Source organism: Maricaulis sp. (assembly GCF_015665295.1).
GTDB lineage: Bacteria > Pseudomonadota > Alphaproteobacteria > Caulobacterales > Maricaulaceae > Maricaulis.
Genome location: NZ_JADFAJ010000037.1, coordinates 1 through 24,772, shown reverse-complemented (window position 1 = coordinate 24,772; position 24,772 = coordinate 1). Strand labels below are relative to the sequence as shown.

The window sequence follows — 24,772 nt, the reverse complement described above, 5'->3', positions numbered from 1 at the left end:
CCTGATCCAGCACCACCAGATCGCCTCGCAGTTCAACGACACCGCGCGCAAGGATGATATCTGGGACAATCTCGGGGTCGGCCTGTCGCTGTTTGCGATTGGCCTCGCGAAGAAGGTCCTGATCGCCGAGAGCATCGAACCCTATGCCTCCTCCCTGTTTGCGATGGCCGAGCGCGGCGACACGCCGGGCCTTGTCGCTGCCTGGTTCGGCGCCACCGCCTACGCCCTGCAGATCTTCTTCGACTTCTCGGGCTATTCCGACATGGCGCTGGGCCTCGCCCGCTGTCTGGGCTTCCGCCTGCCGGTCAATTTCAACGGCCCCTACAAATCCGCGTCGGTCGTCGAGTTCTGGCGGCGCTGGCACATCACGCTGAGCCATTTCCTGCGGGACCATCTCTACATTCCGCTCGGCGGCAACCGGCATGGCGAGACAAGGCGCTCGATCAATCTGATGGCAACCATGCTGCTCGGCGGCCTCTGGCACGGCGCCGCCTGGACCTTCGTGATCTGGGGCGGGCTGCACGGCCTCGGTCTGACGGTGAACCATTACTGGAACAAGTGGGGCCCGAAAGGCTGGTTTGACGGTCACCGTCGCATCCTGGCCATTGGCCTGACCTTTGCCTTCACCACCATTGCCTGGGTCTTCTTCCGGGCCGAGAGCTGGTCCGGCGCCGGGCGCATCCTGGCCGGCATGTTCGGCTTTTCCGGGCTGGGCCTGGAAGGCGTACCGACCGAGCTCATTGCCTGGGTGATCTTCGGCCTCGCCCTGGTCTGGACCCTGCCCGACACGCCGGAGCTGTTTGCCGATGTGATCGACGAGCAGACCCTCAAGGACGCCCAGATCAAGCCCAAACCCGGCCTGCGCTGGCGCTTCTCGCGCCTGGCCGCAATCGGTGCCGCCTTCCTGCTCTTCCTGTCCGTGCTGAACGCCTGGAAGACCTCCGAATTCATCTACTACACCTTCTAGGACCTCGCCCCGATGCAACGCTATGCCGCGACATTGCTGATTGCCCTGATTGCCGGCCTGGCCGGCTTTGCGGGCTTCAATGCGCTGGTCGACCCGTTCGGCATCACGGGATCACCGGACATTCCCGGCCTGACCAGTCGCGATACGCGCCTGTATGAGGATGGCGGCCGGGTTCATGTCGGCGACCAGCTGGCGCGCGGCGGGGAAGACGCGATCATTCTGGGCTCCTCGCGCAGTGTTGACGGCTTCCCGCGTGACCCGGAAGACTTGCCCGCCGGCTTCATCAATGCCGGCATGCGCGGCACAAATATCTTTGAACTCTCACAGGCAGCGGCCCTGGCCGCAGGCAGCGACAGCCTGCGCTGCGTGGTGATCGGGCTGGACCTGGACGAATTCGGCACCCACTCCAAGGCCAAGGCGACCTATTGGCTGTCGGCGCTGCGCGACGGCAATGCCGACTTCGCCCGTGCCCGCGTCGCCCTGTCGCCCAGCACATTCGGAGCGTCCGTTCAGCTTCTCGCCGACAACCTGACCGGATCCGAACCGCGCGTGCCCTGGGCCGACAGCTATCCGGCCGGCGCCCAGCGGACACGCTATGAAAACGGCGCGCGCGGCATCTACCGCTTTTATCTCGGCTATCGCTTTGATCCGGAACGCCTCGCCCTGTTCGAACACGTGCTCGACCGGCTGACGGCGGAAGGCGTGCAGGTTACCGGCTTCATCCACCCGCTGCATGCCTGGCGCGAGGAAGCCCTGTTCCGGGCCGGGCGCGGTGATGACTATCTCGCCTTCCGGGCCACGCTCGGCGAAACCTTTGCCCGCTATGCCGACCGGGAACCGGCCAGCGCCTGCCTGCCCGGCGGGGCGGCCCGGATCTGGGATTTCTCCGGATTCCGGGATTTCGCCACGATCGCCGCACCCGGCACGGAAGCGACCGAGGCGCATCCTGCCTTCTACGAGCCATCGCATTACCTGCCGCATATCGGCACCGACATGCTCGCCATCATGGCGGGCGGCGCACCGGTCGACGCACGCGTCTCCGGCGAGCGCCTGGACCCCGGCACAACGGAAACATCCGCCGCCGCCATCGCCGCGCGCCGCACCGCCTGGTTGGCGACGGAAGACGGGCGCGACGTGACCGCGATGCTTGATGCGGTCATCGCCGGCAATCCGTCCGCCGAACTGGAAACACCGCAATTTCTCAACCGGGACGATGAAACCAGCGTCATCGACAAGCTGGCGCGCATTGCACCGCGCGCCGCGCGGCGCTAGACGCTGGACCAAACAAGGATGACGCCATGACCGTGCATTACCACAAGGGTGACCTGCCCGCCGATCTCGACCTCGGCCCGATCGTCGCCGTCGACACCGAAACCCTCGGCCTGTCCCTGACGCGCGACATGTTGTGCGTGGTCCAGCTCTCGGCTGGCGATGGCGATGCCCATGTCGTGCAGATGGTCCGGCCTGACTATGACTGCCCCAATCTCAAGCGCGTCCTCGCCGACCCGGCGGTCGAGAAAATTCTCCATTTCGCCCGCTTCGACGTGGCCATGGCGGAAAAATATCTCGGCGTGACCATGGAACCGATCTTCTGCACCAAGATCGCCTCGAAACTGGCCCGGACCTATACCGACCGCCACGGCCTCAAGGATGTCACACGCGAACTGGTCGGCGCCGACATGAACAAGCAGCAGCAATCCTCGGACTGGGGCGCGGCCGACCTGTCGCCGGCCCAGCTGGAATATGCCGCCTCGGACGTGCTGTACCTGCACAAGCTGCGCGAAAAGCTGATGATGATGCTGGATCGCGAGGGCCGTCTCGAGCTGGCGAAGGCCTGTTTTGATTTCCTGCCAACGCGCGCCCGGCTCGACCTCGCCGGATGGCCGGAAACCGACATTTTTGCCCATTCCTGAACGCGGCTGCCTTGAAAAGGCCAGCAAAGACTGGTCTTTCTGGCTTGAGGGCCGTGCCTTACCGGCCTGATCGGATATGTTTGCCCCGGTGACCAGCCTGACCGCCCCTTCCGGCCTCGAGCCCCTGCAGTCCGCCGCGCATGCGCAGTGGGAGCCGCGCCGTGCGCTGGCGCTTGATGTCGCGCGTCGCCGCACCGCTTTCGTACGCGGCATGCGCCTGTTCTTCACGGCCGGCGCCCTGACCATTGTCGGCCTGCTCGTCGTCCAGCTGGTACTGGGCTCAAGCGGCACTGTCGCGGGCGAGACGGAAGCGGTCAGCACGGATGTGCGCATGACCAATCCGCGTTTTACCGGGCGTGACGAAAACCTGACTCCCTACGCGGTGACGGCGGATGCCGCGATCCGCCGACGCGATGCCGCCGATGGCGTGACCGAGCTGGAACGCCCCCGCCTCGACTATAATTTCCTTGAAGCCGGCGATGAGATATCCCGGGTCCTGGCCGAATCCGGCCGGTACGACCTGCCCAACCGCATTCTGGACCTGTATTCCGATGTCAATTTCCGGACGCGCGCCGGCTACAGCTTCCAGTCCGACCACGCCCGTATCTTCCTGCGCGATGAACGTGTGGTCGGTGAGGAAGCGGTGGAAGGAACAGGCCCGATGGGTACAATCAGGGCTGACAGTTATGAAATCTCCGATGGTGGCAATCACATCATCTTTTCGGGCAATGTCCGGGCCCGCCTGATACAAGACCGCACCGCACCGGAAACGGCGGCGGACTCCGAGGAAGGAAACCAATGATGCGCCTGCTTGCGATCGCCCTGTTCGGCCTGATGAGCGTCACCTTGGCCGGCAATCCGGCCCAGGCCCAGATCGGCAATTCCTCGCTGCCGCTCGATATCGAGGCTGACACATTCGAGGTCTTTGATGCCGAGCGCCACATCGTCTGGCTGGGCAATGTGCACGTCGTCCAGGGCGAATCGAGTCTTCAGGCCGACCGGATGGACGTTTATTACAATGGCGAGGGCGAGGGCAGTGGCTGGGGCGATATCGACCGCATCGTCGCCACCGACAATGTTTTCTATGTCACGCCGGCCCAGCGGGCGCGCGGCGACCGCGGCGTTTATCAGATGGCCGACGAGATCATCACCCTGACCGGTGAGGTCGTGATCACCCAGGGCGACAATGTCATCACCACCAACCGCTTCGTGAACAATCTGGCGACCGGAAACTCCAATTTTGGCGAGGCCGGGACGGGCGAGCGTGTGCGCATGGTGCTGCAGCCGGCCCGCACGACCGACGAAGATGACGCGACGGAAACGCCCGAAGGCTGATTTTCGGCTGCCGGCACAAGGACACACTCTCCATGGCGCTTACCGAACCCACGCCTGCGGCCGAACTCGAACCGGCTGGCGGCCTCGTCGTTGAACAGATCGGCAAGGCCTATCGCAAGCGGCCTGTCGTCAAGGGCGTCTCGGTGTCCCTGCAACGCGGTGAGGTCGCCGGACTGCTCGGCCCCAATGGCGCCGGCAAGACGACCTGTTTCTACATGATCACCGGGCTGGTGGCGGCGGATTACGGTCGCATCCTGCTGGACGGCGAAGATATCACCCGCCTGCCGATGTATCAGCGCGCCCGCCTCGGCATCGGCTATCTGCCGCAGGAGAAATCAATCTTCCACGGCATGACGGTTGAACAGAACATCCTCGCCGTGGCCGAGGTGGTGGAAAAGAACCGCGATGCCCGCCACGCCCTCGTGGACCAGTTGCTGGAAGAGCTGCGCATCTCCCACCTGCGCAAGGCACCGGCTCCGTCCCTGTCGGGCGGTGAGCGTCGTCGCATGGAAATCGCCCGTGCGCTGGCCACTCGCCCGTCCTTCATGCTGCTGGACGAGCCCTTCGCCGGCATCGATCCGCTGGCCATCACCGATATCCGCGACCTGATCCGCTTCCTCAAGGAGCGCGGGATCGGGATCCTGATCACCGACCATAACGTCCGTGAAACCCTTGAAATCACTGACAGAGCCACGATCATTCACGAGGGCGAAGTGCTGTTCGAGGGGTCGCCGGCCGAGATCCGGGCCGACCCGGACGTGCGCCGCGTTTATCTCGGAGAAAGCTTTGGCTGATTAACCTCTGCAGGAAACGTACCAAACAGAGGTTCACATGGCCGGATTGATGCAGAAGCTGGATATGCGCCAGGGACAATCCCTGGTGATGACGCCCCAGCTCCAACAAGCCATCAAGCTGTTGCAGCTCTCGAATATCGAGCTTGCCGAGTTTGTCGAAGGCGAACTGGAACGCAATCCCCTGCTGGAACGCGATGATCGCGATTCGTCGACCGAATCGCTGCGCGAGGAAGGCCAGGGCGAGCCGCGCGAGCTGGAACTCGCCGCGCCATCCGCCGATGCCAATGATTCGATGGATGCCGACGCCGACCTGATGCACGGCGATGATTCGAAGTCGGACCTGTCCGGGGTCGAAGGCGTCGAGAGCGGCGCCGCCATGGGCGCCAGCTCGAGCTCCAACTATACCGCTGGCAGCGGTCGCGGTCCGGCGAGCGAGGATTATGACGCCATCGCCAATTCCTCGCGCGACATCTCGCTCTCCGAACACCTGCACCGGCAGTTGTCCATGGCAAGCGGTGACCCCGTCGACCGGCTGATCGGCGCCCACCTGATCGAGCTCGCCGACGATGATGGCTATATGCGCTCCGACCTCGACGAGATCGCCACCCAGCTGGGTGTCGAGCGGGCCCGCGTCGAAGCGGTGCTCGACCTAACCCAGACCTTCGATCCCGCCGGCGTCATGGCGCGGGACCTGCCTGAATGCCTGGCGCTCCAGCTCAAGGACAAGAACCGGCTCGACCCGGCGATGGCTATCCTGCTCGACCATCTCGAGCGCCTCGCCAAGCACGACTATGTGGCGCTGAAATCGCTGTGTGGTGTCGACAATGAGGATCTCGACGAGATGATCGCGGAAATCCGGGCGCTGACCCCCAAGCCGGGTCATGCCTTCGGCGTGGATTCGACCCGCGCCGTCGAACCCGACGTTTTCATCCGCCAGTCGCCCGATGGCAGCTGGCAGGTCGAACTGAACTCCGAAACCCTGCCGCGCGTCCTGGTGAACAACAGTTATTTCAACGAGATAACGGCGGTTGCGAAGTCCGAGACCGACAAGACCTTCATCACCGAATGCTCCCAGAACGCGTCCTGGCTTGTGAAAAGCCTGGACCAGCGAGCCCGGACCATACTCAAGGTCGCCAGCGAAATCGTGCGCCAGCAGGACATGTTCCTGGCCCATGGCGTGGCCTATCTGCGCCCGCTCAACCTGAAAACCGTCGCCGATGCGATCGGCATGCACGAGTCGACCGTGAGCCGGGTGACCTCGAACAAGTATGTTGCAACGCCGCGCGGCATGTTCGAGCTGAAATATTTCTTCACCTCATCAATTCCGTCGGCCGGAGGCGGGGAAGCCCACTCTGCCGAGGCTGTCCGCCATCGGATCAAGTCCATGATCGGTCAGGAATCCGCTGACCATGTCCTGTCGGATGACAGTCTGGTCGAACAATTGCGGGATGAAGGGATTGAAATAGCCCGCCGGACTGTGGCCAAATACCGGGAGGCGCTCAACATCCCGTCCTCGGTCCAGCGTCGTCGCATGCTGAAACGCGCTGGCTAGGGATCGCTTGTACGAGCGTCCCGGTGGAAACCCTCCACCGAGATCGCGGCCCGTTGGTATCCGGAGAACAGTCATTGACTCCCCCCGCGGCCCGCGACTAGGTTCCGCCCGCTTTCCGAGGAGAGGCGGAACTGCACGTCAACGCCTCACGTGCCGGTGAATGGCCGGCGGGAAGGAGCGCATGCATATACAGGTGGTCAGCAAGGGCATCGACGTCAGTGGCGCGCTGCGAGAAAAGATTCTCGGCCGCGTCGAAGACGGAGTTGCCAAATACTTCAACCGTCCCGGTGAAGCTTATGTATCGATCTCGCGCGAGGGCATCGGCTTTCGCGTGGACTGTTCGGTGCATCTGCCCTCGGGTGTGATGCTGCAGGCTCACGGCCAAGCCGATGATGCCTACAAGGCAGCGGAAGAAACCATGGAGCGCCTGGAGAAGCGCCTCCGCCGCTACAAGCGGAAACTGAAGAACCACCACAACGACAACAAGGCCGAACTTCCGGCCGAAAGTCTTCCGATCTTCGTTCTCAAGGGCATGCGCGACAACCATGTCGACGATGAGGACGATCTTGATGAGGACGACATGAGTGGTGCACCGCTCAATGGTGCGCCTGAGCCGATCGTCATCGCGGAACAGGCCGGAGAAGTCCGGACGCTGACCGTGGGCATGGCCTCGCTGGAACTGGATGCGGCAGACTCGCCCTTCCTCATGTTCCGCAACGCGGCCAATGGCGGTCTCAACATCGTCTACCGGCGACCGGACGGCCATATCGGATGGCTGAACCCGGCGCGGGAAGATCGCTCAGAGCCAGCCTAGGAGCGAGTAGTCGTACAATGGCGTTAGCAGATTTGATCCCGAATGCGGGAGTCAGCATCGATTTGGGTGCGTCCAGCCGGAAACAGGCCCTCCAGGCCATGTCCGAACTGGCCGCCGGCCTGACGGGACAAGCCGCCCGGACGATCTTCGATGCCGTCCTCCAGCGCGAACGCCTCGGCTCGACCGGAGTCGGACAGGGCGTCGCCATTCCCCATGCCCGCCTGAGCGGTGTGGACGAAGTGGTTGGCGTGTTTGCCCGGCTCCGCACGCCGGTCGACTTCGAGTCGATTGACGGGCGTCCGGCGGATCTCATCTTCATGCTGCTGGCGCCTGAAAACGCCGGTGCGGAACACCTCAAGGCACTGGCCCGCGTATCCCGCCTGCTGCGCCGCGAGGATGTCCGCCAACGCCTGCGTGCGGCACCGAATTCCGACGCGGTTCACGCGGTCCTGTCCGGCGAACCGGCCAGCGACGCCGCCTGAACGCGCCGCTCATCGCGGGTTCAGCAAGATCGTGATGTCCTGACGGGATGAACTGTCAGGAGACCGGACATGCTGCGTGCCTGCCTGTTGGCCGGACTGCTGGCGCTGGGAAGCGCCCAGGCCCTCGCCCAGACCCCACCCCCCAGCCTGCGGGAGCGTGCCGAGAGCGGCGACCCGGAGGCAGCCTTTAGCTATGGCTATGAGCTGAGCTTCCCCGAAACCGGCGAACCCGACACGGTGACCGGCCGATACTGGCTGGTGCAGGCCGCCAATGCCGGGCTGGCGTCCGCCAATTACATGCTCGGCGTGATTTATCGCGACGGACTCGGTGTCGATCCCGATATCGACCGCGCCCGGGCCTTCTTCGAGCTGGCCTGGCAGGAGCGAGACCCGTCATCAGGGCACGATCTCGCCGAACTCATGCTCTATGACTATGAGGACGAACAGGAAGCCGCCCTGGCGATCCTGGAAAGCCTTCTCGCCGATGTCGAGCTTGGCCCGCTCGCCAGCCTGACCCTGGCGGAAGCGCTGATGTTCGACGGCGATGGCGATGCCGACGCTGCCCGCGCCGTGACCCTGGCCCGCGATGCGCTGGACCGGCAATCCGATCTTGCCCGCGCGCACTACATCCTCGGTATCGGCGCCGCCGAAGGCCTGGCCGGACCGGTTGACCACCAGGCCGCGCGCCGCGCCTGGCAGATCGGGGCCGAGTCCGGCGACGCGCTGGCGATGACGGCACTGGCCGACAGCTGGCTCGACCCGGACTGGGGCGAAGCCGATCCCGTCGAAGCGATGGTGCTCTACGAACTGGCGGCCGAGCTGGGTGATGATTATGCCGCCGGGCGGGCCGAGGAAATGGCTGACGACGTCGACGGGATATCCGAGGATGCCGCGGAAATCCGCCGCGCGGACTGGTGGGCGCGCCTTGGCTGGGACCATGCCGTCGACTGACCGCGTTGACGCCGCCACACGCTATGGTGATAGTCCGAACCCCCGCATCCCGGAGACATCATGGTCCGCCCGACATTTTTCGCTGCCAGCCTCGGCCTGGCGATCCTGCTTGCGCTTGCCCCCACAACCGGTGAAGCGGCGGCGCATCGCGGCCAGATCGAAGCAAATGACAGCGACCCGTTCAGCATGCTGTTGAGCCGCTATGTCGACCTGGGCTCAGCCGACGAAGTCTCGCCGGAAGACGCGGCCCGCCTGCGCGGCGATCTCAGCGCCCTTGCCGATACAGGCGACGCTCAAGCCCTGAATCTGCTGGCCATCCTGACCGAGCAGGGTTTCGGTCGCCCGCCCAACCCGGACGCCGGACTGGGCTTGTTTTATCTGGCCGCGGAAAATGGTTCTGCCGATGCTGCGCTCAATCTTTCGGTCCGGGAGATCCAGTCGCCCGACCCGGTCGTCCGGCAGGCGGGTCTCGACCGCCTCGACGCCCTGGCGCGCCGCAGCGACCTGCCGGAGACGCTCGCTGGCCTGATCACCGGCTACCAGGGCTGGACCCTGGCGCTGGGACTTCGGGAAGCGGACAATCCGGATCGGACCGCGCTCGACCTGATCGAAACCGGGCTGGCGGCAAACCCGGACGATTCCATCCTGCACTGGGCGATGGCGCTGCTGATCGAAACCGACGGACCGGCCATCGCGGATCGTGCCCGCCTGCTTCATCACTACCGCCAGGCCGGCCGCAACGGGCACGGCCAGGCCGCGTGGCGAGCCGGCATGATGCATCTCAACGGGGACGGCACCGAGACCGATGCCGCCGAGGCCTTTCGCTGGATAAATCTGGCCGCCGGAGCCGGCCTTGATGACGGCCTGATCTCGCTCGCGGTGATGTATGCGGTCGGACAGGGGACCGATCCGGATCCGGTCCGGGCGCGAGCCCTGTATGGCGAAGCGGCGAGCCGGGGGAACGCCCACGCCCTGCGCGGCCTCGGCTTCATGCTGATTTTCGGCGAGGGCGGCGAGGCTGATCCCGTCCGCGGCGTGGCGCTGGCCCGGTTGGCCGCCGATGCCGGCGACAGGATGGCGGCGGACCTTCTGACGCAGCTTGCGCCGCAAATTCCGGACGAAGCGGACTGGATCATGGCAGTCAATAACGCCCGGGCCGAGTTCCTGCGCGAAACCGGCCTGTCACCCGACAGACTGTACGGCGCCCAGACCCTGCCTGCTGCGAGCCCGGCCGTCGTGAGCGGGGGCGACTAGCCGACCTGCCGGATATCGCCGGCCCGCCCCGCCGACACGACATGAAAAAACCCCGCCGGCAACCGGCGGGGTTTGATCTTGGTGGAGCTAAGCGGAATCGAACCGCTGACCTCTTGAATGCCATTCAAGCGCTCTCCCAACTGAGCTATAGCCCCGAAACTCGGGTCACCGGGGGCGATTGGGAACATGCCCTCGGCGAGAGGCGCGGAACCTAGTCCCGGTTTTCGCCGGGATCAAGCCTCTTTTGCGCGGCAAATGCAGCGCACCGGGAAAGGCCTAGAGGTCCTCATCCTTCTCGATGTTGAAGTCGCCGAAATCGTCATCATCCTCGTCATCGAGGAGGACGCCGGTATCGTCGTCATCATCATCGTCATCCTCGTCATCATCACCATCAACGCCGTCCTCACCGAACCCGTCGGGCAGGTCGTCACTGAGGCCGGACGCATCGTCGTCATCGTCGTCGTCGTCGGCGAGGGTATCAGCATCGGCATCGACTTCCGGCGTATCGTCCGCCTCGTCGCCATAGCCGTCATCCTCGTCGCTCTCGAGGGGCTTTTTCGGCGCCTCTTCCTCCTCGACGGCTTCGAGCTTGGCCTTCAGGCGCGGGTCTTCGCGCTCCGGATCAAACTCCTTGCCACACTTCGGACAGCGGGCGGGCCGACGTCCGAGGTCGTAAAATTTGGCGCTGCAGCTGGGGCAGACGCGCTTGCTTCCCAATTCAGGCTTGGCCATGGCTTCCCTACATAACCAGTTTTCAATTTCGGCGAGCCCCGTTGCCACGATCACCGCGCTCTGTCAAAACCTCATCGCCGTCATGTCACCTCAAACCTTGCCAATCCGTTGATGAACACTATTTTCCCGCGCCCGTCCGGCGCCATGCGAGCCATGCCCGCAACTGCCCTGTCCGGAACCATCAAGGCCCCGGGAGACAAGTCGATTTCCCATCGCGCCTTCATTTTGGGGGGGCTTGCAAAGGGCGTCACCGAGATCACGGGACTGCTGGAAAGTGATGATGTCATCAATTCCGGCCGGGCTGCTGCCGCGCTCGGCGCAAAGGTTGAACATCTCGGCCACGGGCACTGGAAGGTGACCGGCACCGGCGGCCGATTCCGCTCGCCATCCGAACCGCTTGATTTCGGCAATGCCGGGACCGGCGTCCGCCTGATGATGGGCGCTGTGGCCGGCAGCGGGGCAAGCGCCGCCTTTGTCGGCGATGAAAGCCTGTCATCGCGTCCGATGCGGCGGGTTACCGATCCGCTGGGCGAGATGGGGGCACGCTTCACCACGACGGACGGACGCCTGCCCGCCAGGCTGGATGGCGGCCCGCTCAGCGCCATTCGCTATACCCCGCCAATCGCCTCGGCCCAGGTCAAATCGGCCGTCCTCCTCGCGGCACTGGGCGCCACGGGCACCACCGTGGTGCACGAGCCGCGGATCACCCGCGACCATACCGAGACCATGCTCGCAGCCTTCGGCGTTTCCCTCGACATCCAGCGTGACGGCCCGGCGACCACGGTCTCATTGTCCGGCCCGCAGACCCTGACGGCCTGCCCGGTGGATGTTCCCGGTGACCCGTCCTCGTCGGCCTTCGCGATCATTGCCGCCCTGATCGTGCCCGGCTCGGACATCACCCTGGAGGGCGTGATGGACAACCCCGCCCGCACCGGACTGATCGACACGCTGAAGGAAATGGGTGCCGACATCACGCTGACGCCCGGGCCGGACATGGCCGGGGAGAAGACCATGATGATCCGCGTGCGCCACAGCCGCCTGACCGGCATCACGGTGCCCGCCGAGCGCGCGCCCTCGATGATCGACGAATACCCGGTTCTCTGCGTCGCCGCTGCCTATGCGGACGGTGTGACCTACATGCCCGGCCTCGAGGAGCTTCGCGCCAAGGAGAGCGATCGGCTGGCCGGCAGCGCCGCCCTGCTGCGTGCCAATGGCGTGGCGGTCGAAGAGGGCGAGGACAGCCTCGCGGTGACCGGCATGGGCATGGGCGGCGTACCGGGAGGCGGCATGACCGCGACCCATCATGACCACCGGCTGGCGATGAGTGGTCTGGTAATCGGTCTCGCCGCGCAGTCACCATCCGCTGTCGATGATGTCGCCATGATCGCCACCAGCTATCCGGACTTTTTCGAGCATATCGGCACCCTCGGTGGCACGCTGGAGCCGGCCGCATGATCATTGCCGTCGATGGCCCCCTGGCATCCGGAAAGGGCACGATTGCCCGCGCCCTGGCGGCCCGGTTCGATCTGCCCTACCTCGACACGGGATCGCTCTACCGTGCGACCGGTATTGCGGTACTGGATGCCGGTATTGATCCGGCCGACGAGCAGGCCTGCGCGCAGGCGGCCCGGACTCTCGAGATCGCCGATATCGACGAAACCCGGATTCGCACCGCCGAGGCCGGCGCCATGGCCTCACGCGTGGCGGTGCTGACAGCCGTGCGTGAGGCGCTGTTCGACCTTCAAAGGGCCTTTGCCACCCAGCCGGGCGGCGCGGTTCTGGACGGGCGCGATATCGGCACCGTGATCTGTCCCGATGCCGATGTGAAACTCTATGTGACCGCCGACACGGAGACCCGCGCCCGGCGCCGCTGGTGCGAACTGACGGCCCGCGGCGAGACGATCAGCCTTGACGAAATGCTGGCCCAGACGCGCGAACGTGACCGGCGCGATGCCGAGCGGTCGGACGCGCCGATGCGTCCCGCGGACGACGCGACCTTGCTAGACACGTCATCCTTGAGTATAGACGCGGCCGTTGCCGAAGCTGTCGCAATTGTGGAAAAGCGCCAAAAAGCGTGATCCCCCCGACATCAAGGCGGCAGATAGCCGGGCGTTCTGACGACGGATTGCCGTGACCCGCAAGGGCACGGACCCGTGTCGGCCGCCCACAATGTTCAAATTCCAACCGGCCGAACCCGGCCAAGCGACGCGATACACACAATTACATCCAGTCGCGTCGCATCGGAGCAACCCTTTAACATGTCTACAGAATCTCTTACCCCGACGATCGATGATTTCGCCGCCATGCTGGAAGCCAGCCTGGCCGGACGCGATCTGGCTGAAGGCCAGGTCATCAAGGGCACCGTGACCGCCGTCGAAAATGGCGATGTGGTTGTCGATGTCGGCCTCAAGACCGAAGGCCGTATCCCGCTGCGCGAATTCACCGGCCCGGGCTCTGAAACCCCCAAAGTGGGTGACCATGTCGAGGTTTACCTCGAGCGCATCGAAAACGCCCTCGGCGACGCCATTCTCTCGCGCGACAAGGCTCGCCGCGAAGAGAGCTGGGATCGCCTCGAGAAGTCCTTCGACAAGAAGGACCCGGTCAACGGTGCCATCGTCGGTCGCGTCAAGGGTGGCTTCACTGTGGATCTGGGTGGCGCTTCCGCCTTCCTGCCGGGCTCCCAGGTTGATATCCGTCCGGTCCGCGATGTCGGCCCGCTGATGAACCAGGAACAGCCGTTCGCGATCCTGAAAATGGACCGTCCGCGCGGCAATATCGTGGTTTCGCGCCGCGCCGTTCTGGAAGAAAGCCGCGCCGAGCAGCGCGCCGAGCTCGTCGGCCAGCTGGCCGAGGGCGAAGCCCGCGACGGCGTCGTCAAGAACATCACCGATTACGGTGCGTTCGTTGACCTCGGCGGGATTGATGGTCTGCTGCACGTCACCGACATGTCGTGGAGCCGCGTCGGCCACCCGTCTGAAGTGGTGGAAGTCGGCCAGACGGTCAAAGTCCAGATCATCAAGATCAACAAGGAAACCCAGCGCATCTCGCTCGGCATGAAGCAACTCATGTCCGACCCGTGGGAAGGCGTTGCCGCGAAATACCCGGTGGGTGCGACCTTTGAAGGCCGCGTCACCAATATCGCGGAATACGGTGCCTTTGTGGAACTGGAAGAGGGTGTTGAAGGCCTCGTCCACGTTTCCGAAATGTCCTGGACCAAGAAAAACGTCCACCCGGGCAAGATCCTGTCGACCTCCCAGGAAGTCCAGGTCATGGTTCTTGATGTCGACGCCGACAAGCGCCGCATCTCGCTGGGCGTCAAGCAGACCCAGCGCAATCCGTGGGAAGTCTTCGCCGAAAACTATCCGTCCGGGACCGCCATTCAGGGCGAGATCAAGAACATCACCGAATTCGGTCTGTTCGTCGGCCTCGACGGCGACATCGACGGCATGGTGCACCTCTCCGACATCTCCTGGGATCAGTCGGGCGAAGCGGCCATCGAAGGCTTCAAGAAGGGCGACATGGTTGACGCCAAGGTTCTCGACGTCGACGTCGAGAAGGAACGCGTCTCCCTGGGCATCAAGCAACTCGCCGGCGATCCGATGGATAGTTCCGGCGTTGGCCGCGGTGATACCGTCACCTGTACCGTCACGGAAGTGACGTCGGGCGGCATCGAGGTGTCCTTCGGCGATGACAGCCCGGTCAAGGCCTTCATCCGCAAGTCCGACCTGTCCCGTGATCGCGGCGAACAGCGTCCGGAACGCTTCGCGGTTGGCGACAAGGTCGATGCCCGCATCACCAATATCGACAAGGGCACGCGTCGTATCTCGCTCTCCATCAAGGCGCTCGAGATCTCCGAAGAGCGTGAAGCTGTCGAGCAGTATGGTTCCTCGGATGCGGGCGCTTCGCTCGGCGACATCCTTGGCGCTGCCCTGCGCGAGAAAGACGACAAGGCCGAATAGGCCTCTGTCACGACCCCAGCGGTCATGAAGAACGGCCGGAGCCCGCGCTCCGGCCGTTTTTTATTGAGCAAAATTGTCTGTGTGGATTGACGGAGCGAGCCCCAGACGTAAGGATTAGGCATTCACTCGCGGAGGGTTAGCATGATCAAGTCCGAATTGATCGACAAACTGGCCGAGGCCAATCCCCATCTTTACCACCGCGATGTGGAGCGCGTCGTGAACACCATACTCGACGGTGTCACCGATGCCCTTGCGGATGGTGACCGGGTCGAGCTCCGCGGCTTTGGTGCCTTTTCCGTTCGTCATCGCCCCTCCCGTGTCGGTCGCAATCCGCGTACCGGCGAGAGCGTCGCCGTGAAGGAAAAGCACGTTCCCTTCTTCAAGACGGGCAAGGAATTGCGCGAGCGCGTCGATGCTTCGCGCGAGACCAATCCGGACATCGCCTGAGGCTGCCCTCGGCAGGCCGACCCGATCTCCAGAAGGACAAGGCGGTCACGCGCATTCTGTTGCCGCATTTCACCTCCGCTTAACGCGTGGTCGCGATGATGTCGGCGATGATCGCGTCTTCTGTGTCTTCTGTTGTCTCGACCCCGGCAATTGCCCGGGTCGCCAGAACGATTCCGACTGAGCAAACCAACCGGCTTGCCAGCTGCGGTTCGTGCGGCAGTGCGGCCTGTGGCGGCTGCAGCGGGGCATCGAAGGCAAGGGGGGCCGAACAGCTCTCGGACGAGGAACGCAAGCAGGTGGAAGCGCTGAAGGCCCGCGATCGCGAGGTCCGCGCCCATGAGCGCGCCCACCAGGCTGCCGGCGGTCAGCATGCGGGGGCTGCAAGCTACACCTTCCAGAAAGGTCCGGACGGGCGCTCCTATGCCGTCGGTGGTGAAGTCCCGATCGATGCCAGCGAGATAAAGGGCGACCCGCAGGCCACGATCGAGAAGATGCAGCAGGTCAAGGCTGCGGCGCTGGCGCCGGCCGAACCCTCCGGCCAGGACCGCAAGGTGGCCGCCCTGGCGGACTCCAAGATTGCCCAGGCCCGGGCCGAGCTCAACCGGCGCAGAGGCGAAGATGGCGGTGAGGGCGAGACCGCAGCGCCCGGGGAGAGGCTGCAACCCTCGCTGAACCAGCAGATCGCGGAAATGCGACAGGCCGGCGCCCCGTCGGCAACGTCATCGGCATCAACATCACCGACCGACCTCACCGCCTATGCGGCCCATGCCTATCGGCATCAGGCATCGGCCGTATTCTCATCACCGGCCTGACGCTCAGACCTTGCGGTTCCAGTCCGCATGCCCATCCAGCCAGGCAAAGCGTCGCACCATCCAGCCCAGCCAGTCCTGACGCCCCGAATGGCGCGGCATCACGGCCTCCACCACGCGCGGCGGGGTCGTCTCAATCATCAATTCCACCAATGTCATATCAGCCTCCACATCAAGCCATGAGCTGGTATAGTTTGCGGATATGCCCCCTGACCAACCGGTTGTCAGGGGCCTGCCATAAGGTGAATTTATGGATAGGCAGCCCCAGCTCCCACCGATCAACGCCATCCGCGTCTTCGAGACAGCGGCCCGGCTCGGCAATTTCACCCGCACCGGTGAGACCCTCGGCATGACCCAGGCGGCCGTGAGCTATCAGATCAGGCTGCTGGAAGACCGGCTGGGCTTTGCCCTGTTCGAGCGCAAGCCGCGCCATGTTGAACTGACCGCGCGCGGGGCCCGTCTGGCGCGTGGCACGTCGGACGCCTTCCGGCTTCTGGAACGCACTTTCCGCGATGTCCGCGAGGATCGCGACAGCGTGCTATCGGTCACCGCCCTGCCCACTTTCTGCTCGAACTGGCTGGTGCCGCGCATCGGTGCCTTCCAGCTGGATAACCCGGACCTCGCCGTGCGCATCGACAGCCGCGCGGAGCTGGTCGACATCAAGGCCGGCGAGGCCGATATCGGCATCCGTGTCGGCAAGGGCCAATGGCCCGGCCTGGAGGCCCGGCGCCTGTTCGGTGACACCACCGCCCCGCTGGTCTCTCGCGCTGCGGCCGAACGCTTCGGCCCCTTCCACCGGCCGGAGGACCTTCTGAAGCTGCGCCTGTTCGGCCCGATGCGGTGGTGGCGCGACTGGTTCGTCCTGGCCGGCGGCGACCCGGCGCTGTTGCCCGACCGCCCCGCGCTGGAACTGGAAACCCAGACCATGGAGGTCTCGGCCGCCATCGCCTCGGGCGATGCGGCGACCATGGTCACGCCGATCTATTTCGCCGAACAACTCGCCGCCGGCGCCCTTGTCGAACCCTTCATGACCGAACTTGATCTCGGCGACGCCCACTACATGGTCTTCGACCCGACCCGCGCCAGAGAACCCAAGATCAGGGCCTTCATCGCCTGGATGCTGTTCCAGCCCATGGCGTTCTGCCTCAATCGTCAGGAACCGGCTTTCCCTGAGGCCGGGAAGGCGGTAACCGGGTCGGCATGACCGACATCAAGTTCTGTGGATTGAAGACCGGACGGGATATCGCGGCGGCCGAAAAGGCCGGGGCGCGCTGGACGGGGTATGTGATTTTCCCGAAGAGCCCGCGCCATGTCTCGCCGGTGCTGGCCGGTGAGCTGTGCCATCTGGCGAAGTCCAGCGAGACGGTCGCTGTGACGGTCAATCCGGATGATGATCTGCTGGCGATGATCCGCGATGCCATGAGGCCGGACTGGATCCAGCTGCACGGCTCGGAGAGCCCGCAGCGCGTGGTTCAGGCGCGCGCTTATGCAAAGCGCGGTATTATCAAGGCCTTGCCGGTTGCCGAAGCGAGCGATCTGGACGCGGCCAGGCCCTATGACCGCGTTGCCGACATGCTGCTGTTTGATGCCAAACCGCCGGCGGGTGCCGATCGTCCCGGCGGTCTGGGGCATGGCTATGATTATGGATTGCTGAAATCCCTGCAGATTTCCGTGCCCTGGCTCTTGTCCGGCGGGCTTGATGACACCAATGTCTGCGCCGCTGTCGCGGCTGCCGGAGCTGTGGCAGTGGATGTCTCATCCGGTATCGAAAGCGCGCCGGGCATCAAGGACGCGGCGCGCATTGCCGGCTTTGCCGCCAGCCTGGCGGATTGCTGAGCCCCATCCCAGCGCACAAGGAGCGTGCCATGAGCGAAACCGTCTCTGCCGACACACGACCGAATGCGCTCTCGGCCTGGCCCGATATGGACGGCCGGTTTGGCGATTACGGCGGTCGTTTCGTTGCCGAAACGCTGATGCCGAACATTCTCGAGCTGGAAAAAGCCTATGAGGCGGCCAAGGTCGATCCGGCTTTCAAGGCCGAGATGGATCTCTTCCTGAAAGACTATGTCGGCAAGCCCAGCCCGATCTATTTTGCCGAGCGTCTGACCGAGGCCTTCGGCGGCGCGAAGATCTGGTTCAAACGCGACGAGCTCAACCATACCGGCAGCCACAAGATCAATAATTGCCTCGGCCAGGTCCTGCTGGCCCGCCGCATGGGCAAGACCCGCATCATCGCCGAGACCGGCGCCGGCCAGCATGGCGTGGCGACGGCGACCGTGGCGGCGCGCTTCGGCATTCCCTGTACCGTCTTCATGGGCGCCACCGATGTCGAGCGCCAGGCCCCCAATGTCTTCCGCATGAAGCTGCTGGGCGCCGAGGTGGTGCCGGTGACCTCCGGCACGGGCACGCTCAAGGACGCCATGAATGAAGCGCTGCGCGACTGGGTCACCAATGTCTCGGACACTTTCTATGTCATCGGCACGGTCGCCGGTCCGCACCCCTATCCGGCCATGGTCCGCGACTTCCAGTCGATCATCGGACGCGAGGCCCGGGCCCAGATGATGGATCGGCTCGGGCGGCTTCCCGATGCTTGTGTGGCCTGTATCGGCGGCGGTTCGAACGCAATGGGCCTCTTCCATCCCTTCATCGAGGATGAGGAGGTTCGCCTGATCGGGGTCGAGGCCGCCGGCCATGGCGTCGAGACCGGCAAGCATGCCGCCTCGCTGAAAGGCGGCCGCCCGGGCATTTTGCACGGCAACAAGACCTATCTCCTGCAGGATGAGGACGGCCAGATCATCGACGCCCATTCCATCTCGGCCGGGCTTGACTATCCCGGCATCGGCCCGGAGCACGCCTTCCTGCACGACATGAAGCGCGCCGAATACGTCTCCGCGACCGATGAGGAGGCCATGGAGATGTTCCAGCTCTGCACCAAGCTGGAAGGCATCATCCCGGCCCTGGAACCCGCCCACGCCCTGGCCCGCGTCCGCGATCTGGCCAAGGAGCTCGGCCCGGACGGGGTGATCCTGATGAATATGTGCGGCCGCGGCGACAAGGACGTCCCGCAAGTCGCGCGCATGCTGGGGGTGGAGTTGTAGCGTCTTAAAATTGTGTTTCTGATTTGTACCCGCATAATGCGAGCGGGTGCAGATTGCGGAAAACTACGATTGTAGCTACACTTCATGGAATTCGAATGGGATCCGGCCAAGGATGAGGCCAACCGGCGCAAGCACGGGCTGAGCTTTGAGGAAGCGGCCCATGTCTTCGAGCAACTGGTCCTCACGCGGCCCGCTCGCGAAGGTCAGGGCGGTGAAACGCGATTCCTGTCGATTGGACGCCTGGGTGAACGTGCCATCGCGGTCATCCATACCGAGCGCAACGGGATCGTGCGGATCATCTCTGCTCGCCCCGCCAAGAGGAAAGAAAAGCGCCTCCATCATGGCCATGATACGAAAAAAACTGAGTGAGCTTGAGCCGATCTCCGAGGAACGGCTCCGCGAACTGGCTGCCATTCCCGACGACGAGATCGACTTCTCCGACATCCCGGAACTCGACGAAGCCTGGTTCGCCGAAGCTGTGGTCTGGACGCCCCCCACCAAGAAACAGATCACCTTGCGCCTTGACGACGACATCATTGCCTTCTTCAAGGAGAGCGGAAAAGGCTATCAGACGCGGATGAATGCCGTGCTGCGGGCCTTTGTGGATGCGAAGAAGAAGCGGGCGTGAGTGCTATCGTGAAGACACTATCAGCCAAGACACTCGGGCCCAAAGTCGACCGCGACGAAAAGGGCATGCCGAACAAGACGCGGCGGCTGGGCGCGGAACAGTGATGATTCAACGGATTCTGACCTGCTTGGCACTCACAGCAGCCTTGCCCGCCTGCGCTTCCAATGGCTTTTACGACCTCGCGCCGTCTCGCGACAACGCGGATGAAGCCATTGCGATGGCGCAGGACCACCAGGGGAGTTTGGCACTCTCTCTTGGAACGGGCGAACGAATGATGATGAACCAGCCGTATCGCGACGCCGATACCATCTGCGGCACGGTCTATGATCGGTCCTCGAACACCGGAGATACCCGCCCGCGAAACGAGTGTGTGGACTTGGCTGAGGTTCAACAAATTCGTGTTTTTGGCTCGCGGGTCAGCCTAGAAGGCGCCGCCAACAATGTCGGCGCTTTGGCGCTTTTCCCGCTTTATGGACTGATATTGCTGGGCTGTGTGACCGGCGACTGCGACCCCGAGAATTGAGACAAGAATGACCAACCGCCTCACCACCCGTTTCGCGGAGCTGTCCGCCTATAATCGTGCCGGTTTTATCGCCTACATGATGGCCGGCGATGGCGACAGCCAGGGCCTGCTCAATGCCTTGCCGGCGGCCGGTGCCGATGTGATCGAGCTGGGCATGCCCTTTACCGATCCGATGGCCGATGGCCCGTCCATCCAGGCCTCGGCCCTGCGGGCGCTGGAGGCGGGGATGACGCTGAAGGGCACGCTGGCCCAGGCCGCCGAGTTCCGCAAGCGCGACACGGAAACACCGCTGGTCCTGATGGGCTATGCCAATCCGGTCTTCTCCATGGGCTGGGAAGCCTTTGCCAAGGCCGCGGCCAAGGCCGGTGTCGACGGGCTGATCTGTGTCGACGTGCCGCCGGAAGAAGACAATGAGCTTCGCACCGCGCTCACCAAACAAGGCATCGCCCTGATCCGCCTGGCCACACCGACCACGGATGATGACCGTCTGGCGACCGTGGTCGCCAATACGGCGGGCTTCGTTTATTACGTCTCCACGACAGGGGTGACCGGGGCCGGAACCGGCGTGGTCACCGAGGTGGGTGCCGCTGTCGACCGGGTCAAGGCCGCGTCCGGCCTGCCGGTCGCGGTGGGCTTTGGCGTTCGCGAGCCGGAACAGGCCGAAGCGATCGCCAGGCGGGCTGATGCTGTCGTGGTCGGATCGGCCATTGTCGACGCCATGCATGAAGGCGGCGTCGACGGGGCAACCGGCCTGGTGAAACGACTGGCCACGGCGGTTCATGCCGCTCGCCGCCAGGGATAATGACAGGCCTTGCGGCCGCAGAGTACGGAAGACGCGATGACCGAGAAGTCGAACGGATTGAACTGGCTGTCGAAAATCACGCCGCCGGGCATGTCGAAAATCTTTTCCAAGCGCGACACGCCGGACAATCTCTGGGTCAAATGCCCGATTTCCGAGGAAATGGTCTTCCACAAGGACCTGGAAGCCGGACTGTTCGTGACCCCGGCCGGCCATCATATGCGCATCGCCCCGGCCTGGCGTTTCCAGTTCACCTTCGATGGCGACTTTACCGAGCTCGACACGCCTGTAGTGGTCAAGGATCCACTCAAATTCCGCGACGACAAGCCTTATACGACCAAGCTGGCCGCCGCCCGCAAAAAGACGGGCCGCGACGACGCGATGGCGATCGCCACCGGCCAGATCGGCGGGCTCGACGCGGTTGTCCTGGTCCAGAATTTTGCCTTCATGGGCGGTTCGCTCGGGATGGCAGCCGGCGAGAGCTTCATCAAGGCGGCTGAAACAGCCATTTCCCGCAAGGCACCGCTCATTGTGTTTACCGCCGCCGGTGGCGCCCGCATGCAGGAAGGCGCGCTGTCACTGATGCAGATGCCGCGCACGACGCTGGCCGTGGAAATGCTGCGCGAAGCCGGCCTGCCCTACATCGTCGTGCTGACCGACCCGACCACCGGCGGTGTCACGGCGTCCTACGCCATGCTGGGTGATGTCCACATCGCCGAGCCGGGGGCCCTGATCGGCTTTGCCGGACCGCGCGTGATCGAGCAGACCATCCGCGAGAAACTGCCGGAAGGCTTCCAGCGCGCCGAATACCTGCTGGAAAAGGGCATGGTCGACAAAGTCGTGCATCGCGCCGACATTCCGGCTACACTGGCGCGCATGCTGAGGGTCATGATGAAGAAGCCGGGCACCTCCATTCCTGCCGCACTGACGCCTCCGCCGCCTGATCATGTGGTGAGCGACGGGGGAAGCCATTAGCACGCGTCGGCAAGCCCTCGACGACGCGCTGGCGCGCCTTGCGCGCCTGCATCCCCGGAAGATTGACCTCTCCCTCGGCCGCCTGCAGCGGCTTCTGGCCGCGCTCGGCTCGCCGCAGGACCAATTGCCGCCGACCATCCATGTCGCCGGCACCAATGGCAAAGGCTCGATCTGCGCCTTCCTCGCCGAGATGGCGCGCGCCAAGGGCGAGCGGGTGCATATTTATACCTCGCCGCACCTGGTCAATTTCAACGAACGCATCCTGCTCGACTCCAAACCGGTCGAAGACCGCACGCTGATCGAGGCCTTCGCGCGCTGCGAGGCCGCCAATTTCGGCGAACCCATCACGTTTTTCGAGATCACCACCGCCGCCGCCTTCCTCCTGTTCTCGGAGCACCCGGCCGACCGGCTGATCCTGGAAGTGGGCATGGGCGGACGGCTGGACGCGACCAATGTCATCGCCAAGCCGGCCCTGACCGTGATCACCCCGGTCAGTCTCGACCACCAGGAATTCCTCGGCGATGAACTGGCCGGGATTGCCCGCACCAAGGCCGGCATCTGCAAGTTCGGCGTGCCTGCCGTTGTCGCCAACCAGTGCGATGTCGCCGAAACGGCCATTCTGGACGAAGCCAGCAAGATCGGCGCCCCGACCTATGTCTGGGGCCGCGACTACAATGCCTACATGCAGCATGGCCGCCTGGTGTTCGAGAATGACCACCAGGTCTGGGACCTGCCAGCGCCCAGCCTGCTGGGTCCGCACCAGATCCTCAATGCAGGCGCTGCAGCAGCCTGTGCCGCCATGCTGCAATGGCCGGAAGAGGCCGTCGCCAAGGGAATTGGCGATGCCCGCTGGCCGGGCCGACTGCAACGCGTCTCGACCGGCCCGATCGGCGATCTCGCCCGCAAGGCCGAGGCCGAGCTCTGGCTCGACAGCGGACACAATGAAGCCGCCGCCAAGGCGCTGTCACATGCGCTTGCCGACATGGATGAGCGTGAAGACCGCCCGCTGGTGATTATTGCCGGTTTCTCGCCTGACAAGGATGTGGAGGCCTGGTGCAGCCAGTTCGCCGGCCTCGCCCGACGCCTGATTGCGGTCGAATTCAGGTCCGGGCGCGGCGGCTCGCAATCTGCTGCAGACGTGGCCGCCGCCAGCAAGCGGGTCGGCCTGGAGGCGACGGTCGCCGCCGGTCTCCTGCCGGCAATGAAGAATGCGATCAAGGAACGGCCCTCGCCGCGCATTCTGGTCAGCGGCTCGCTCTATCTGGTCGGCGAAGCCCTCGCCCTCGGCGACGAACCGCCACACATCACGCCCGGCTGACCGGCCGGACGCAGTCGGCCTGCATCCAGAATGACCACTGGCTGCATCATACGCCTGACGGCTCGGGCGCCCGATGGAGACCAGAAATAATGACATTCTCACTCATGGCCGCTGGCCTGCTGGCATTGACACAGGCGTCGGCGCCAGCCGAGCCGGCGCCGGACACGACCGATATGCGACCGGTCGCCAACGCGATCACCACCCTCATGCGCGATCACCACTACAATCCCGAAGAGCTGGAGGCGCCCGCCTATCGGGCCATCGAGGCCGCCATGCAGGCGCTGGGGGCTGAAGCGACCAATCGCAGCGACTTCCTGACCGGCTTCCAGGCGATCTGGACCGATGCGCCCTTTTCCCACGTCACCCTGTCCGAAGCGCAGGGCACGGCCGACCAGATGGCCGCCTATGTCGACACGCTTCGCATTGGCGGCGGCGGCGCCACGCTCAGCTGGCGAGGCGAAACCGCGATCCTGGCCGTCACCACCATGATGGGGCAAGACACGATTGAGGAGATCAACGCGGCCTATGCCGAGATCGCCGCCAACGGTGCCGATGCCCTGGTGATCGATCTGCGCGAGAATGGCGGCGGCGCTTTCGCGGTGCTTCCGCTCGTGCGCCATGTTCTCACCGAGCCGCTTGAAGCGGGCATTTTCGTTTCGCAGCAGTGGAATTCGGCCCATGACCGATCGCCGACAGCTGCCGACATAACGGAGACCGCGTCCTGGGAAGGCTGGTCCCTGCGCTCCTTCTGGCAGGCCGTCCAGGTCAACGCGCTGACGCCGATCCGTTTCGAGCCCGTCACCGCGAACCGCTATGACGGCCCGGTCTATGTCCTGGTCAGCCAAACCACGGCCAGCGCTGCCGAGATGGCCGCCGATGCGTTGAAGGCCTCCGGCCGCGCCACGCTGATCGGTGAAGTCACCGCGGGGGCAATGCTGTCCCAGACCGTGTTTGACATTCCCGGGGGCCTGCAGCTCTGGCTGCCGATCGCCGATTACTATTCCGTCGCGCATGGCCGTATCGAAGGCGAAGGCGTGACGCCGGACATACTGTCCGAGCCTGATCAGGCTGACGAGATTGCTTTCGGCCTCATCGACGAAGGCTGAACCGCTCCGTCATGGCATGAAAAAACGGGCCCTTTGGATAGAGGGCCCGTTTTCTTGTGTCAGATATGGGCGGGTTGCGCCTAGGTCGTGGACTCATAACTTCTGGCCCAGAGTCGGATTGAAGCGAGAGCGACTGCGGCTAGGAAGTTTCTTGCGAGCTTGTCGAAGCGTGTTGCGCATCGGCGGAAGTGTTTGATTTTGCAGAAGAAGCGTTCGACCAGATTGCGCTGTCTGTAGATCGGTTTGGAGACAGACCGCTGAACCTTTCGATCCCGCTGGGTCGGGATGTGGGCTGTCGCACCGATGGCCTCGATGC

29 protein-coding genes and 1 tRNA gene are annotated in these 24,772 nt (G+C 64.3%); 26 read left to right on the top strand and 4 right to left on the bottom strand.

Annotated elements, in window-relative coordinates:
* The 11 genes from QZZ02_RS13985 to QZZ02_RS13935 all read left to right on the top strand — a co-directional run.
* Positions 1 to 967, top strand: a 967-nt coding sequence (locus tag QZZ02_RS13985) for an MBOAT family O-acyltransferase (RefSeq protein WP_291845292.1), incomplete at its 5' end; no start/stop codon positions are given.
* A 12-nt stretch (positions 968 to 979) separates the two neighbouring features.
* A complete protein-coding gene (locus tag QZZ02_RS13980) occupies positions 980 to 2,239 on the top strand; it encodes a hypothetical protein (RefSeq protein WP_291845291.1) in 1,260 nt (419 codons plus the stop codon).
* Positions 2,240 to 2,265: 26 nt separating this feature from the next.
* On the top strand, positions 2,266 to 2,880 hold the full coding sequence (locus QZZ02_RS13975; RefSeq protein WP_291845290.1) for a ribonuclease D: 615 nt from the start codon (positions 2,266 to 2,268) through the stop codon (positions 2,878 to 2,880).
* Positions 2,881 to 2,968: 88 nt separating this feature from the next.
* Complete coding sequence (gene lptC, locus QZZ02_RS13970) at positions 2,969 to 3,682, top strand: LPS export ABC transporter periplasmic protein LptC (RefSeq protein ID WP_291845289.1); 714 nt, start codon at positions 2,969 to 2,971, stop codon at positions 3,680 to 3,682.
* Positions 3,679 to 4,215, top strand: a complete 537-nt coding sequence (locus QZZ02_RS13965) for an LptA/OstA family protein (RefSeq protein ID WP_291845287.1) — start codon at positions 3,679 to 3,681, stop codon at positions 4,213 to 4,215. Before lptC ends, QZZ02_RS13965 begins: the two co-directional genes overlap by 4 nt.
* Before the next feature lie 32 nt (positions 4,216 to 4,247).
* Positions 4,248 to 5,009 carry an LPS export ABC transporter ATP-binding protein gene (gene lptB, locus QZZ02_RS13960; RefSeq protein WP_291845286.1) on the top strand — a complete coding sequence of 254 codons (762 nt, stop codon included), beginning with the start codon at positions 4,248 to 4,250 and terminating at the stop codon, positions 5,007 to 5,009.
* 37 nt (positions 5,010 to 5,046) lie between these two features.
* Entirely contained in the window at positions 5,047 to 6,561 is a 1,515-nt protein-coding gene (gene rpoN / locus QZZ02_RS13955; RefSeq protein WP_291845284.1) for an RNA polymerase factor sigma-54, read from the top strand.
* A 181-nt stretch (positions 6,562 to 6,742) separates the two neighbouring features.
* Positions 6,743 to 7,375, top strand: a complete 633-nt coding sequence (raiA, locus tag QZZ02_RS13950) for a ribosome-associated translation inhibitor RaiA (RefSeq protein WP_291845283.1) — start codon at positions 6,743 to 6,745, stop codon at positions 7,373 to 7,375.
* A gap of 17 nt (positions 7,376 to 7,392) precedes the next feature.
* On the top strand, positions 7,393 to 7,857 hold the full coding sequence (gene ptsN / locus QZZ02_RS13945; RefSeq protein ID WP_291845282.1) for a PTS IIA-like nitrogen regulatory protein PtsN: 465 nt from the start codon (positions 7,393 to 7,395) through the stop codon (positions 7,855 to 7,857).
* A gap of 69 nt (positions 7,858 to 7,926) precedes the next feature.
* Positions 7,927 to 8,808 (top strand): hypothetical protein, encoded by an 882-nt coding sequence (locus QZZ02_RS13940; RefSeq protein ID WP_291845281.1) that lies wholly within the window; start codon positions 7,927 to 7,929, stop codon positions 8,806 to 8,808.
* A 60-nt stretch (positions 8,809 to 8,868) separates the two neighbouring features.
* On the top strand, positions 8,869 to 10,062 hold the full coding sequence (locus QZZ02_RS13935) for a tetratricopeptide repeat protein (protein ID WP_291845280.1): 1,194 nt from the start codon (positions 8,869 to 8,871) through the stop codon (positions 10,060 to 10,062).
* 79 nt (positions 10,063 to 10,141) lie between these two features.
* On the opposite strand, the gene QZZ02_RS13930 is transcribed toward QZZ02_RS13935, so the two are convergent.
* Positions 10,142 to 10,217, bottom strand: a tRNA-Ala gene (locus tag QZZ02_RS13930).
* 121 nt (positions 10,218 to 10,338) lie between these two features.
* Positions 10,339 to 10,794, bottom strand: a complete 456-nt coding sequence (locus tag QZZ02_RS13925) for a TIGR02300 family protein (RefSeq protein WP_291845279.1) — start codon at positions 10,792 to 10,794, stop codon at positions 10,339 to 10,341.
* Between the two features lie 111 nt (positions 10,795 to 10,905).
* Between QZZ02_RS13925 and aroA the strand changes: the two genes are divergently transcribed.
* From aroA to QZZ02_RS13900, 5 genes are all read left to right on the top strand, one after another.
* Positions 10,906 to 12,249, top strand: coding sequence for a 3-phosphoshikimate 1-carboxyvinyltransferase (gene aroA / locus QZZ02_RS13920; RefSeq protein WP_291845278.1), 1,344 nt, complete (start codon positions 10,906 to 10,908; stop codon positions 12,247 to 12,249).
* Positions 12,246 to 12,872 carry a (d)CMP kinase gene (cmk, locus tag QZZ02_RS13915; RefSeq protein ID WP_291845276.1) on the top strand — a complete coding sequence of 209 codons (627 nt, stop codon included), beginning with the start codon at positions 12,246 to 12,248 and terminating at the stop codon, positions 12,870 to 12,872. The genes aroA and cmk overlap by 4 nt, the downstream gene beginning before the upstream one ends.
* A 141-nt stretch (positions 12,873 to 13,013) precedes the next feature.
* Positions 13,014 to 14,753, top strand: a complete 1,740-nt coding sequence (gene rpsA / locus QZZ02_RS13910) for a 30S ribosomal protein S1 (protein WP_366511545.1) — start codon at positions 13,014 to 13,016, stop codon at positions 14,751 to 14,753.
* A 141-nt stretch (positions 14,754 to 14,894) separates the two neighbouring features.
* Positions 14,895 to 15,200 carry an integration host factor subunit beta gene (locus tag QZZ02_RS13905; RefSeq protein WP_291845274.1) on the top strand — a complete coding sequence of 102 codons (306 nt, stop codon included), beginning with the start codon at positions 14,895 to 14,897 and terminating at the stop codon, positions 15,198 to 15,200.
* A gap of 107 nt (positions 15,201 to 15,307) precedes the next feature.
* Positions 15,308 to 16,012: a putative metalloprotease CJM1_0395 family protein gene (locus QZZ02_RS13900; protein ID WP_291845273.1), complete on the top strand. Its 705-nt coding sequence runs from the start codon at positions 15,308 to 15,310 to the stop codon at positions 16,010 to 16,012.
* 3 nt (positions 16,013 to 16,015) lie between these two features.
* On the opposite strand, the gene QZZ02_RS13895 is transcribed toward QZZ02_RS13900, so the two are convergent.
* Entirely contained in the window at positions 16,016 to 16,168 is a 153-nt protein-coding gene (locus QZZ02_RS13895) for a hypothetical protein (RefSeq protein ID WP_291845271.1), read from the bottom strand.
* A gap of 91 nt (positions 16,169 to 16,259) precedes the next feature.
* Here QZZ02_RS13895 and QZZ02_RS13890 point away from each other — a divergent pair, with 91 nt between their 5' ends.
* From QZZ02_RS13890 to QZZ02_RS13845, 10 genes are all read left to right on the top strand, one after another.
* Positions 16,260 to 17,213: a LysR substrate-binding domain-containing protein gene (locus tag QZZ02_RS13890; RefSeq protein WP_291845270.1), complete on the top strand. Its 954-nt coding sequence runs from the start codon at positions 16,260 to 16,262 to the stop codon at positions 17,211 to 17,213.
* Positions 17,210 to 17,845 carry a phosphoribosylanthranilate isomerase gene (locus QZZ02_RS13885; RefSeq protein ID WP_291845268.1) on the top strand — a complete coding sequence of 212 codons (636 nt, stop codon included), beginning with the start codon at positions 17,210 to 17,212 and terminating at the stop codon, positions 17,843 to 17,845. Before QZZ02_RS13890 ends, QZZ02_RS13885 begins: the two co-directional genes overlap by 4 nt.
* A gap of 29 nt (positions 17,846 to 17,874) precedes the next feature.
* Positions 17,875 to 19,107 (top strand): tryptophan synthase subunit beta, encoded by a 1,233-nt coding sequence (gene trpB / locus QZZ02_RS13880; protein ID WP_291845267.1) that lies wholly within the window; start codon positions 17,875 to 17,877, stop codon positions 19,105 to 19,107.
* Between the two features lie 84 nt (positions 19,108 to 19,191).
* On the top strand, positions 19,192 to 19,476 hold the full coding sequence (locus QZZ02_RS13875; RefSeq protein WP_291845266.1) for a BrnT family toxin: 285 nt from the start codon (positions 19,192 to 19,194) through the stop codon (positions 19,474 to 19,476).
* Positions 19,448 to 19,735: a BrnA antitoxin family protein gene (locus QZZ02_RS13870; protein WP_291845265.1), complete on the top strand. Its 288-nt coding sequence runs from the start codon at positions 19,448 to 19,450 to the stop codon at positions 19,733 to 19,735. Before QZZ02_RS13875 ends, QZZ02_RS13870 begins: the two co-directional genes overlap by 29 nt.
* Before the next feature lie 103 nt (positions 19,736 to 19,838).
* On the top strand, positions 19,839 to 20,258 hold the full coding sequence (locus QZZ02_RS13865; protein WP_291845264.1) for a hypothetical protein: 420 nt from the start codon (positions 19,839 to 19,841) through the stop codon (positions 20,256 to 20,258).
* Positions 20,259 to 20,265: 7 nt separating this feature from the next.
* Positions 20,266 to 21,060 (top strand): tryptophan synthase subunit alpha, encoded by a 795-nt coding sequence (gene trpA / locus QZZ02_RS13860; RefSeq protein WP_291845263.1) that lies wholly within the window; start codon positions 20,266 to 20,268, stop codon positions 21,058 to 21,060.
* A 36-nt stretch (positions 21,061 to 21,096) separates the two neighbouring features.
* Positions 21,097 to 22,032, top strand: coding sequence for an acetyl-CoA carboxylase, carboxyltransferase subunit beta (gene accD / locus QZZ02_RS13855; RefSeq protein WP_291845262.1), 936 nt, complete (start codon positions 21,097 to 21,099; stop codon positions 22,030 to 22,032).
* Positions 22,028 to 23,350: a folylpolyglutamate synthase/dihydrofolate synthase family protein gene (locus tag QZZ02_RS13850; RefSeq protein WP_291845294.1), complete on the top strand. Its 1,323-nt coding sequence runs from the start codon at positions 22,028 to 22,030 to the stop codon at positions 23,348 to 23,350. Before accD ends, QZZ02_RS13850 begins: the two co-directional genes overlap by 5 nt.
* A gap of 89 nt (positions 23,351 to 23,439) precedes the next feature.
* Positions 23,440 to 24,456: a S41 family peptidase gene (locus tag QZZ02_RS13845; RefSeq protein ID WP_291845261.1), complete on the top strand. Its 1,017-nt coding sequence runs from the start codon at positions 23,440 to 23,442 to the stop codon at positions 24,454 to 24,456.
* A gap of 80 nt (positions 24,457 to 24,536) precedes the next feature.
* On the opposite strand, the gene QZZ02_RS13840 is transcribed toward QZZ02_RS13845, so the two are convergent.
* Positions 24,537 to 24,772 (bottom strand): transposase (locus tag QZZ02_RS13840; RefSeq protein WP_291845259.1); only part of this gene is annotated, 236 nt, incomplete at its 5' end.